At 59.7% G+C, this 11061-nt stretch carries 11 protein-coding genes; 10 read left to right on the top strand and 1 reads right to left on the bottom strand.

Going from position 1 to position 11061, the window contains the following annotated elements:
• Positions 1-60 precede the first annotated feature (60 nt).
• Both AAAB35_RS26605 and AAAB35_RS26600 read left to right on the top strand, forming a co-directional pair.
• The gene (locus tag AAAB35_RS26605) at positions 61-729 is read left to right on the top strand and encodes a hypothetical protein (protein ID WP_340671340.1); all 669 of its coding nucleotides are present in this window, start codon (positions 61-63) and stop codon (positions 727-729) included.
• Between the two features lie 175 nt (positions 730-904).
• Positions 905-1894, top strand: coding sequence for a DUF4105 domain-containing protein (locus AAAB35_RS26600; protein ID WP_340671339.1), 990 nt, complete (start codon positions 905-907; stop codon positions 1892-1894).
• A gap of 2 nt (positions 1895-1896) precedes the next feature.
• On the opposite strand, the gene AAAB35_RS26595 is transcribed toward AAAB35_RS26600, so the two are convergent.
• Complete coding sequence (locus AAAB35_RS26595; RefSeq protein ID WP_340671373.1) at positions 1897-2328, bottom strand: nucleoside deaminase; 432 nt, start codon at positions 2326-2328, stop codon at positions 1897-1899.
• Between the two features lie 97 nt (positions 2329-2425).
• Here AAAB35_RS26595 and AAAB35_RS26590 point away from each other — a divergent pair, with 97 nt between their 5' ends.
• The 8 genes from AAAB35_RS26590 (at position 2426) to AAAB35_RS26555 (ending at position 11050) form a co-directional block, all read left to right on the top strand.
• Positions 2426-4174 (top strand): pseudouridine synthase, encoded by a 1749-nt coding sequence (locus tag AAAB35_RS26590; RefSeq protein WP_340671338.1) that lies wholly within the window; start codon positions 2426-2428, stop codon positions 4172-4174.
• A 2-nt stretch (positions 4175-4176) separates the two neighbouring features.
• Complete coding sequence (gene rsmD, locus AAAB35_RS26585; RefSeq protein WP_340671337.1) at positions 4177-4734, top strand: 16S rRNA (guanine(966)-N(2))-methyltransferase RsmD; 558 nt, start codon at positions 4177-4179, stop codon at positions 4732-4734.
• A 49-nt stretch (positions 4735-4783) separates the two neighbouring features.
• A complete protein-coding gene (locus AAAB35_RS26580; RefSeq protein WP_340671336.1) occupies positions 4784-6262 on the top strand; it encodes a pitrilysin family protein in 1479 nt (492 codons plus the stop codon).
• Positions 6259-7578, top strand: a complete 1320-nt coding sequence (locus AAAB35_RS26575) for a pitrilysin family protein (protein WP_340671335.1) — start codon at positions 6259-6261, stop codon at positions 7576-7578. The genes AAAB35_RS26580 and AAAB35_RS26575 overlap by 4 nt, the downstream gene beginning before the upstream one ends.
• A gap of 11 nt (positions 7579-7589) precedes the next feature.
• Positions 7590-8501: a patatin-like phospholipase family protein gene (locus AAAB35_RS26570; RefSeq protein WP_340671334.1), complete on the top strand. Its 912-nt coding sequence runs from the start codon at positions 7590-7592 to the stop codon at positions 8499-8501.
• 124 nt (positions 8502-8625) lie between these two features.
• Positions 8626-9969 (top strand): TldD/PmbA family protein, encoded by a 1344-nt coding sequence (locus tag AAAB35_RS26565; RefSeq protein ID WP_340671333.1) that lies wholly within the window; start codon positions 8626-8628, stop codon positions 9967-9969.
• Complete coding sequence (locus tag AAAB35_RS26560; protein WP_340671332.1) at positions 9956-10765, top strand: 3'(2'),5'-bisphosphate nucleotidase CysQ; 810 nt, start codon at positions 9956-9958, stop codon at positions 10763-10765. The genes AAAB35_RS26565 and AAAB35_RS26560 overlap by 14 nt, the downstream gene beginning before the upstream one ends.
• A 36-nt stretch (positions 10766-10801) precedes the next feature.
• Entirely contained in the window at positions 10802-11050 is a 249-nt protein-coding gene (locus AAAB35_RS26555) for a DUF4170 domain-containing protein (protein ID WP_340671331.1), read from the top strand.
• Positions 11051-11061 lie beyond the last annotated feature (11 nt).

Raw genomic sequence — 11061 nt, 5'->3', positions numbered from 1 at the left:
TGATCAAGCAAAATTGATTGGCAGATATGCTGCCCGGCTTATCTCTGGAAAGTTGCAAGGATGAATTTGAACGGACGCATAACGGTTCTTGGTGCAATGGTCGGCGCACTGGCGCTTGGCGGCTGCGTCTCGTCACCCACCTATGGTACTGACAAGACTGCGGGCACCCAGCTTCTCGATGACGTCTCCAACATGGCCGCCTTGGGTCCGAAGAAGCGCAACCAGATCGCCTACAATCCGCGCCCCGAACTTGTTCGACCCGCCTCGGGCAAGCCGATGCAATTGCCTGCCCCGCAGGATGCAGTCGAGACCGCCGGCAATCCGGCTTGGCCGGAATCCCCGGAACAGCGCCAGAAGCGTATCCGCGATACGGCAACAGCCAACCAGAACAACCCCGAATTCGTTCCGGAAGTTGCTCCGGATCCGGTGTCCGCGAAGTCGGCCAGCAACAGAACCGAATATGGCTTCTTCAACGACAAGGTTCCGGCGAACCAGGGCAACAAGACCGACGTAGGCGCGGATTTCCGTGCCCGTAAGATGGCTTCGACTGCCGGATCGCCGACTAACCGCCGCTATCTGAGCGAGCCGCCGGTTGAATATCGCCAGCCGGCGGCAACGGCCGCATCCGACCAGCTTGGCGAAGACGAGGCCAAGAAGGAACGCGAGCGCAAGGCCGCCGCCCGCAAGAATAAGGGCTTCAGCTGGAGCAACCTCATCCCCTGGAATTGATTTTACTCAAGTGAACGATTGAGCATCCGCGCGTAGGTGCGCCTAGGGGCTCTGCCCGTTGGGGTTGCATCGTTCATATTGTTGAAACGGATTGCTGAAACGGTGGATGCCTCGATCCGCCGTTTTCGTTTATAAGGGATGGATCGTGTTTCCTTCCAATCGAGGACCGCAACAATTGTTCATCCTGCGATTTCTTGGACTTGTCCTCCTTATCCTTATGACATTGCTGGCGTTTCTTTGGGGCGGGCTGGCGCTTTGGTATCAGCTGCCCTTTGGCGTGGCTGCGACGATAGGCAGCCTCATCCTATGGTTGGCAATCGCCTTTGCCGTACTCTGGCTCGAGTTCAAGAACCGCGTCTGGCGCGCATTGATCGTACTGATTCCGGTCATGGTGGGGCTCGGTTATTGGTGGAGCACGATCAAGCCATCGCTCAACCGGATATGGGCAGATGATGTCGCCCAAACTGCAACCGGCACGCTTAGCGGCAATTACGTGACGCTTTCGAATGTCCGCAATTTTGAGTGGCGCACGACCACTGACTATACGCCGCGCTGGGAAGTCCGCACTTATAGGCTCGACGACCTTGCCACCGCGGACGTGTTCCTCTCTTACTGGTCCAATCCGGCGATCGCGCACACATTGGTCAGTTTCGGCTTCAACAATGGCGAGCACGTGGTCTTTTCAGCCGAGATTCGCAAGGAACGGCATGAGCAGTTCTCGGAGATTGGTGGCTTCTTCAAGGAGTTCGAACTCGCGATGATTGCTGCGGACGAGCGGGATATTATCCGCTTGCGCACGAACGTACGCAAGGAAGACGTCTATCGCTATCAGATCAACCTCAGTCCGGAGACGCGCCAGGCGCTATTCCTGTCTTATCTCGACAGCTCCAACCATCTGGCGACGACGGCAAAATTCTACAATACGATAACCGCAAACTGCACCACGGTCATCTTCAGCATGGCCCGGGCGTTGGCACCGGGGATTCCGCTCGACTATCGCATCGTGTTTTCTGGATATCTTCCAGGCTATCTTTACGATCTCGGGTCGATCGATCACTCAAAACCGCTGGATCAGGTTATCAGGGAGGCTTCGATCAATCAGCGGGCTTTGGCGGCCGATAACGCGCCGGACTTTTCGGCGAAGATCAGGGAACCCGCAAACTAGATTTAAAGCCGCTTGGTACGGAAAAAAGCCTTGAGCATATCTTCGGCTTCCTGCTCCCTGAAGCCCGGATAGACTTCGGGTGCATGGAGACAGGTGGGCTGGTTATAGAACCGTGCGCCGTTCTCGACGCCGCCACCTTTGATGTCCTGCGCACCATAATAGAGGCGCCTGATGCGGGCGAAAGAGATCGCCGCGGCGCACATGGTGCAAGGTTCGAGCGTCACGTATAGGTCGCAGCCTGTAAGCCGCTCGTTGTCGAGGATATGACAGGCCTCGCGGATGACCAGCATCTCGGCGTGGGCTGTCGGATCGCTCATCTCGCGCGTGCGATTGCCGGCGCTTGCGAGGATCGTCCCGTCCTTGACCAGCACTGCGCCAATCGGAACTTCGCCGCGCGTCTCCGCGCGTCTCGCTTCAGCCAATGCCAGGCCCATGGGGTCAGTTTTTTGGTTCACGCCGCGCCGCCGTCCAGAATTTGCTCGCAAGCAAACCTCATAGCTGGTAGTGAGCCCTGCTGAAAGGCTTAACTCCATGACAAGTTCAAATGACAATGACAAGGGCGGCAAACGCCCCTTTGCAAAGCGCAGCTTCGACAAGAAATCGGCTGGTCCTGCCCGTGGCGGACGCGCCGTTCCGCGCAAATTCGATGACGCTCCCGCCGCCGCGGAAGAGGGCGAGCGCATTGCCAAGCGTCTGGCGCGGGCGGGCATAGCCTCCCGCCGTGAAGCCGAAACGATGATCGCCGCGGGCCGCGTTTCCGTCAACGGCCGGCGCCTCGACAGCCCTGCAATCAACGTCAAGCGCAGCGACCGGATCGAAGTGGATGGCAAGCCGCTGCCCGAAAAGGAGCGCACCCGCCTCTGGCTTTACCACAAGCCCGCCGGCCTCGTGACGACCAATCGCGATCCAGAAGGCCGCCAGACCGTGTTTGAATCGCTGCCGAAGGATATGCCACGGGTTCTTTCCGTTGGCCGTCTCGATATCAACACTGAGGGCCTCTTGCTCCTGACGAATGATGGCGGGCTGTCGCGGGCGCTCGAATTGCCATCGACCGGTTGGCTGCGCCGCTACCGCGTGCGCGCCCATGGATCGATCACGCAGGAAAAGCTCAATGCGCTGAAGGATGGAATCGCGGTCGACGGCGTGTTCTACGGAGCGATCGAAGCGACGCTCGAGCGTGAACAGGGCTCCAACGTGTGGATCATGGTTGGCCTCAGGGAAGGCAAGAACCGTGAAGTCAAGAATGTACTCGGCGCGCTGGGTCTTTCGGTGAACCGCCTGATCCGCATTTCCTATGGACCGTTCCAGCTGAGCGATCTGCCGGAAGGCGCCGTGCGCGAGATGAAGGGTCGCACGCTGCGCGATCAGCTCGGTGAACGCTTGATCGAGGAATCGGGAGCCGATTTCGACGCGCCCATCATCAACGTTTTCTCAAACGAGGCAGTGAAGGGCGAGTTGGCGCAGCCGATGAGTGATGCCCGCGAGCGCCCGACACGCGGGTCGTCCGAGTGGATATCGAGCGCTCCCGTCGCCAAGCGGCGCCCGCCACGCAAGTCCGCCGATGAGAAGCGCGAGGAATCCCTGTCGCGCCTGACCACCGATCGCAGCGAACGGCCGGTTCGCGCCCCCCGCGACGAGGACCGCAAACCGCGTTCGCCGCGTGCTGCAGCTCCGAGGGCTCGTCGCGGCGGAAACGAAGAAGAAATTCCGTCGCGTGCTGGTCGTACGGCCAATGTCTGGATGGCGCCGGGCGCCCGCCCCCTTGGCAAGCCCAAGGCAAGAGCGGAAGAGAAGCGCGGCGAGAGCCGAGGCGAAAAGCCACGACGTTTTGGCGAAAGTGCGCCGCGTTCGCGCGATGAGCGACCGGGCGAGGAACGCTCGTTCGGAAGCCGCCCGGGTGGCGGCGAGAAGCGTCGTCCTTATTCGCCTCGGCCGTTTTCCAGTGACGATTCGGGCTCGGAAAGGCCAAAACGTGCGTTCGACTCCGGTCGTTCGGAGGGCGAGCGTCCGGCTCGGCCGCCGCGCGTCGGCAAGCGCGAACGCGCCGAGTTGAAAGAGCGCGAGGCGCGCGGCGACAAGCCGTTTCAGTCCGAACGACAGGACCGCTCGGATCGTCCCTATGGCACAAGCGGCAAGCCAACACGCGGTTCAGCCAAGAGCGGCGATCGTCCCTATGGCGGAGGCAAGCCGCGCGGCGATTCATCGGGGAGCGGCGGACGGCGCGGGCCTGGTGGTCCAGGTGGCTCCCGACCACCACGTGGCAGCAAGCCGCGGGGCTGATCGTGCGTGTAGTCGGCGGTAGATTTCGCGGACGTTCCCTTGCAACGCCGGCTTCCAATGCGATCCGGCCAACCACGGACCGCACGCGCGAAAGCCTCTTCAATGTCCTCGTCCACAACTACCCGGAGAAGTTCGAGTCGACGCGGGTCCTCGACCTTTTTGCCGGCACCGGCGCGCTCGGGCTCGAAGCAATGTCGCGCGGTGCGCGCTATGGCGTGTTCATCGAGGAATCGACCGAGGGAAGGGGACTGATCCGCACCAATGTCGAAGCCTTCGGGCTTCTCGGCAATACCAAGATTTTTCGCCGGGACGCGACGAAACTCGGCGAGGCGGGGACCATCGAGCCGTTTGATCTTGTCTTTGCCGATCCCCCATATTCGAAGGGCCTTGGCGAACTGGCGTTCAGGTCCGCGCTTGATGGCGGCTGGTTGAAGAATGACACCTTGCTGGTTCTCGAAGAAGAGGCCGATGCGATGGTCGAACTCGATGCGCGGTTCTCGGTTGTCGAGGAACGGCCCTATGGCGGAACAATCATTCGGCTTGTCACATTGAAGACGTAAACAGCGGGATTGTATCGCAATCCTGAAAAACAGTACTGGACCGATTTCAATGACTTCGACGTTGCGCCGCACATTTGCGGCATTTGTTTTGATGGGCGCGCTCGCCGGCCTGGGCATTCACGCGCCTGCATATGCCGAAACGACTGCGCAAACGCCCGCCACGACGGCTGCGAGCAAGGATGACGTCTCGTCGTTCTACCTCGACAATGGCCTCGAAGTGGTGGTGATCCCCGACCATCGCGCGCCGGTGGTAACGCATATGCTGTGGTATCACGTCGGTTCGGCCGACGAAGAGCCCGGAAAATCGGGCATTGCGCATTTTTTTGAACACCTGATGTTCAAGGCGACCAAGACCTATCCGGCGGGCGAGTTTTCCCGCAAGGTCGCCGAGATCGGCGGCCAGGAGAATGCCTTCACCTCCTATGATTATACGGCCTTCTATCAGCAGGTTTCGCCACAGGCGCTCGAAATGGTCATGACCTACGAGGCTGACCGGATGGAAAACCTGATCCTCAATGACGATGTTGTGAAGACCGAGCGCGACGTTGTTCTCGAAGAGCGCCGTTCGCGTACAGACAGCAATCCGGGTGCGCTTCTGGCCGAAGACGTTAACGCCACGCTCTACCAGAACCACCCGTACCGCATGCCGGTCATCGGCTGGTTGCATGAGATGGAGAAGCTCAACCTCAAGGATGCGTTGGCATTCTACGAAAAATACTACACGCCCAACAATGCGACCCTTGTCGTTTCGGGTGACGTCGATCTGGCTACCGTCAGAGCCCTGGCGGATAAAACCTACGGCAAGGTCCCCCGCCGGGCTGAACCCGGTAAGCGGGACCGGCCGCAGGAGCCGGAGCAGAATACCAAGCGCACGGTTTCCATGGCGGATCCGCGCGTATCGCAGCCGAGTTTCCAGAAAATGTGGCTTGCGCCCTCCTACACGAACGCGAAGCCCGGTGAGGCGGAAGCGCTTGACCTCTTGAGCGAAATTCTCGGCGGATCCTCGCGCAGCCGCATCTATCAGGCGCTGGTGGTCAAGGACGGATCGGCGGCAAGCGCCGGCGCCTTCTACCAGGGGGGATCACTCGACGATGGCAGTTTCGGTGTCTATGGTTCGCCGCGCGGCTCGGCAACCCTAAGTGATGTCGAAGCCGGCATCGACGCGCAGATCGCCCGCATTATCAAGGATGGTGTCACGGAAGAAGAACTGGAAAAGGCGCGCAATCGCTTTTTGAAGAGCATGATCTTTGCCCGTGATAGCCAGGCTGGAATGGCACGCATCTACGGTTCGACCCTTTCAACTGGGCAGACGATCAAGGACATCCAGGAATGGCCGGATCGCATCAAGGCGGTAAAGGTTGCCGACATTCAGGCGGTGGCAAAGCGATATCTCGTCGATAGCCGCTCCGTTACCAGCTATTTGATGCCGGAAGACGGCAAACCCGATGTGCCTGCAGACGTGGAGGCGGCGCCCGGTACCGCCGAACAAGAGCAGCCGCAAACGCCTGCCGAAGGAGTCGTCCAATGATTCGTGTCGTTACCCCAATCACGAGGCGGCTCGCGGCAACTTTCTTGTTAATCTTCCTTGCCGTCGTCCCCGGCTATGCAGTCGAAATTAAAGAAGTGGTCTCGCCGAAAGGAATACGTGCCTGGCTGGTGCAGGACGATTTTGTGCCGCTTGTTTCCATGCGGTTTGCTTTCAAGGGTGGTTCGGCCCAGGACCCGAAGGGCAAGGAAGGTCTTGCGAATCTGATGACCGGGCTCTTTGACGAAGGCGCTGGCGAACTCGATTCCAATTCGTTCCAGGACAAGCTTGACGATGTCGGCGCGGAGATGAGCTTTACCGCCGATGACGACGATATTATCGGCTCGATCCGAATGCTGTCCGACAAGCGGGATGAAGCAGTTGATCTGCTGACGCTGGCAGTCAACAAGCCACGCTTCGATCGGGAGCCGATCGACCGGATTCGCCAGCAGATCGTTGCCGGCATCAAAGCTTCTGAGCGCAATCCCAATACCATCGCCGGACGCAAATTCGCCGAGGCGCTTTATGGCGATCATCCCTATGGTCGCCAATCGGAGGGAACCGAAGCTAGTCTGATGAGCATCACTCACGATGACCTCGCAACCTTCCACAAGCGCATTTTCGCCAGGGATAACCTGATCGTCGGTGTCGTGGGGGCGATCAGCCCGGAAGAACTGATGCCGCTCCTCGACAAGGTCTTCGGCGATTTGCCTGAAAAGGCCGAGCTTGAGCCGGTCAGCGATGCCGAACTCGCCTTCGGCAAGACCACGCAAGTTGACTACGCTCTTCCGCAGACGTCGATCTCGATGGTCTATCCAGGCGTACGCCGCAAGGACTCTGATTTCTTCGCGGCCTATATCATGAACCATATTCTCGGTGGCGGCACTTTCTCTTCGCGGATTTACAATGAGGTTCGCGAAAAGCGTGGCCTTGCCTATTCGGCCGGATCCAATCTCGCCAACCGAGATCATATGGCTGCCTTGATGATCTCGACGGCAACGCGGGCCGATAGGGCCAGCGAAACACTGCAAATACTCAAGGCCGAAGTTGCGAAGATGGCCAAGGACGGACCGACGGAGGAAGAGCTTGCCGAAGCGAAGAAATACCTGGTCGGTTCCTATGCGGTGAACAATCTCGACTCCTCGTCTGCCGTAGCCAGCACACTTGTGGGACTGCAGGATGAAAATCTCGGCCGCGACTACATCGACAAGCGAGCCGATCTCATCAATGCTGTGACACTGGACGAAGTGAAGGCAGCGGCGAAGAAACTGCTGTCAACGGAGCCGGCGATCCTGATCGTCGGTCCGCCGCTCTCGTAGGAAACAGGTTTATGGCAGCGCGCGAACTTGCTCAAGGGAACGACTCGGCGGGCTTGGATGGCCTATCGCGCCCTCCTACCTTCGCCATTGCCTTTGGCGGCGGTGGGGCCAGAGGCATTGCCCACATCAACGTCATAGAGGCCTTGGATGAACTGGGCATCAGGCCGACGGCAATCTCAGGTTCCTCAATCGGCGCGATCATGGGCGCAGGCATGGCGGCGGGCATGTCGGGCGCCGAAATCCGCGAATATGCGGTCGCCATACTCTCAAAGCGTGGGGAGATCGCCGCGCGGCTCTGGAAGCTTCGTCCGGCGAGTTTCGGCGAGATGTTCGGCGGCGGATTTCGCCTCGGCCAGTTCAATATCGAGAAAGTCCTGAAGCACTTCCTTCCCGAGCGCATTCCCGGAACGTTCGAGGAACTCGAGGTCCCGCTCAGCGTCACCGCCACCGATTTTTATGGCCAGCGCGAAGTCGTGATGGCCGAAGGCGATCTTTACAACGCTGTCGCCGCTTCCGCGGCGATACCCGCCTTGTTCCGGCCGGTACGACGTGAAGATCGCATCCTGATTGACGGCGGTATCTATAATCCCGTGCCTTTCGATCATCTGATGGACAAGGCGAGGTTCGTCATCGCCATTGATGTTGTTGGCGGGCCGGAAGGCGACATAGGCCGGTCTCCTTCGTCAATCGAGGCGATGTTCGGTGCAAGCCAATTGATGATGCAGTCGATCATCGCGACGCGCTTGCGAACCCAGGCGCCTGCGATCTTCCTGCGTCCAAGCGTGGCGCGGTTTGGGGTTCTTGATTTTCTCCGGATCGAACAGGTGCTCGAAGAGTCTGCAGGTATCAAGGACGAACTGAAACGTGCGGTCGATGCGGTAATCACCTATGCCGATCGTGGCGGCGATGGCGGTGAGGCGTAGGGTGCAATAGAGTTCCGCGCGCGACGATTGTTCGGCCGGCCTGCCTTGATAGCCCCAAATTTGCACCATATAGGAAGGGTGCATCAGCACGTCACTGCAATCTTTCATGAAATCAGGTATGAAAATGACCGAGCCGGTAAACTCCAGCGAATTTCTAGACAATGCGGCCGCGCTCGTCGAAGCGGCAAAAAGGGCCGGTGCCGATGCGGCCGATGCAGTGGTGGTTCGCTCGCGTTCGGCCGGGGTGAGCGTGCGGCTCGGAAAGGTCGAATCGACCGAGTCCTCCGAGAGCGACGAGTTTTCCTTGCGCGTTTTTGTCGGTCAGAAGATCGCCAGCATATCTGCGAACAGCGGGGCCGACCCGAAAGTCCTCGCAGAGCGCGCCGTTGCCATGGCGAAGGTCTCGCCGGACGACGCCTTTGAAGGCCTGGCAGCATCCGAAAATCTCGCCCGGAGTATACGCGACCTCGATCTTTACGATCCGACAGTCATTGATGCGGCGCAGTTGACAGAGGCAGCCCTTGCGACGGAAGCGGCCGCCCTTGCCGTCGATGGCGTTACCAATTCCGGCGGCGGCTCGGCATCTGCTGGCATGGGCGGGCTGGTTCTTGTTACGTCGGGAGGCTTTGCCGGGCAGTATATGGGTTCGCGTTTTTCACGCTCCGTCAGCGCAATTGCCGGCAGCGGGACCGCGATGGAGCGCGACTATGATTTCTCTTCGCGCATTTTCTACGATGCGCTCGAAGATGCTGCCGCCATCGGGCGCTCGGCCGGCGAACGTGCCGTCAGGCGCCTCGATGCCCGACAGGCGGCAACCGGCCGCGTAAGCGTGGTCTTTGACCCGCGTGTCGCCCGTGGCATCGCCGGCCATGTCGCCAGTGCGATCAATGGTGCATCCGTCGCTCGCAAGACAAGCTTCCTCAAGGACCGCATGGGCGAGAAGATCTTGAATGAGGCGATCAACGTTCACGATGATCCTTTGCGCGTTCGCGGTCCCTCGTCCCGTCCGTTCGATGGAGAGGGCATCGAGGGTATTCCCCTGACGATGATCGAAAACGGCGTGCTGAAACACTGGTTCCTCTCGACGTCGACCGCAAAGGAGCTTGGTCTTGCGACCAATGGCAGGGGGGTGCGTTCGGGCTCGACGGTCACGCCTGCCTCGACCAATTTTTCGATCGAGCCCGGAGAGAAGTCGCCGCAGGACCTCATCCGCGACGTCGGCACGGGATTTTACGTGACCGAAGTGTTTGGTCATGGTGTCGACATGATCACCGGCGAATACAGCCGCGGCGCTTCGGGCTTCTGGATCGAGAATGGTGAGCTTGCCTATCCGGTCAGTGAAGTGACGATTGCGTCCAACCTCAAGGACATGTTCCTTAATCTTACGGCGGCAAACGACATCGATCGCAATTTCGGCATTGCCAGCCCGACACTCGTTATCGAAGGCATGACACTTGCCGGCAAGTAAGCGCAATCAGGACGATCTGGAACTGATCAGGCAAGCCGCCGAAGGAGCGGGCCGGATTGCTTTGTCTTATTTCCGGCAGGCGCCGCAGGTCTGGATGAAGACCGGCAATTCGCCGGTTACCGAAGCCGATCTCGCGGCCGACAAATATCTGAAGGATATGCTGCTGACGGCCCGCCCTGACTATGGGTGGATTTCCGAAGAGACCCATGATGAGCGCGCCGCTTCGCCGCGTCAGCGGTTCTTCGTTGTCGATCCGATTGATGGAACGAGGGCCTTCATCGAAGGGGCCGACGTGTGGTGTGTCAGCGTCGCCGTCATCGAGAACGGCCGGCCGGTTGCGGGCGTCCTCGATTGTCCGGCGCGCAACGAAATCATCATGGCCGTCCCGAATGGCGGCGCGACGCAGAACGGCACCCCGATCCACGTCGATGCGGAACACCGGCCCTATAAGGTCGCAGGACCAGCCGCATTCATCAAACGGCTGCCGGAACATTTCCTCACGTCCATCGAACACATGCCCTATGTCGCATCGCTCGCCTATAGAATTGCAATGGTGGCGCGCGGTGATATCGCAGGGACGTTCGTGCGCCCCAGTTCGCATGACTGGGACCTCGCGGCGGCCGACCTCATCCTCTCGGAGGCGGGTGGCCAGGTCGTCGCGGCGGACGGAAAGCCACTTATCTACGGCTTGACGAATACAAGTTCGGGCGACTACCGGCACAACGCGCTCGTCGCCGCAAGCGGGCTACTCATGGATAACATGTTGGACGTTGTCGCCGAAACCGCCTTCGGATAAACAGACAGCAATCTTCTCGATCATTTGGACAGGCACATGAGCGAAAACACTTCGGATCAAAAACAGCTGCTTCACCTCGTCTTTGGCGGTGAACTCAAAAAACTGGGCGGCGTCCAGTTTCGCGATCTCGACAAGCTCGACATCGTCGGCATTTATCCGGATTTTGCCTCGGCGCAGCGCGCCTGGAAGTCAAAGGCGCAAGCGACGGTGGACAATGCCCATATGCGCTATTTCATTGTCCACATGCACCGATTGCTGGACCCGGCAACGGGCAAGGCAGACTGACCGCGCTCGCG

This window comes from Phyllobacterium sp. (assembly GCF_037994425.1).
In the GTDB taxonomy this organism is placed as follows: Bacteria; Pseudomonadota; Alphaproteobacteria; order Rhizobiales; family Rhizobiaceae; genus Phyllobacterium.
The sequence above is the reverse complement of the archived record's forward strand: the minus strand, read 5'-3'. Positions and strand labels throughout refer to the sequence as shown.

Excerpts from the sequence above, each read along its gene's own strand:
- AAAB35_RS26555 (WP_340671331.1), top strand. The coding sequence starts at position 10,802 with ATGAGCGAAAACACTTCGGATCAAAAACAGCTGCTTCACCTCGTCTTT.
- AAAB35_RS26595 (WP_340671373.1), bottom strand. The coding sequence starts at position 2,328 with ATGGGCCTGGCATTGGCTGAAGCGAGACGCGCGGAGACGCGCGGCGAA.
- AAAB35_RS26590 (WP_340671338.1), top strand. The coding sequence starts at position 2,426 with ATGACAAGTTCAAATGACAATGACAAGGGCGGCAAACGCCCCTTTGCA.
- AAAB35_RS26570 (WP_340671334.1), top strand. The coding sequence starts at position 7,590 with ATGGCAGCGCGCGAACTTGCTCAAGGGAACGACTCGGCGGGCTTGGAT.
- AAAB35_RS26565 (WP_340671333.1), top strand. The coding sequence starts at position 8,626 with ATGACCGAGCCGGTAAACTCCAGCGAATTTCTAGACAATGCGGCCGCG.
- AAAB35_RS26575 (WP_340671335.1), top strand. The coding sequence starts at position 6,259 with ATGATTCGTGTCGTTACCCCAATCACGAGGCGGCTCGCGGCAACTTTC.
- AAAB35_RS26605 (WP_340671340.1), top strand. The coding sequence starts at position 61 with ATGAATTTGAACGGACGCATAACGGTTCTTGGTGCAATGGTCGGCGCA.
- AAAB35_RS26580 (WP_340671336.1), top strand. The coding sequence starts at position 4,784 with ATGACTTCGACGTTGCGCCGCACATTTGCGGCATTTGTTTTGATGGGC.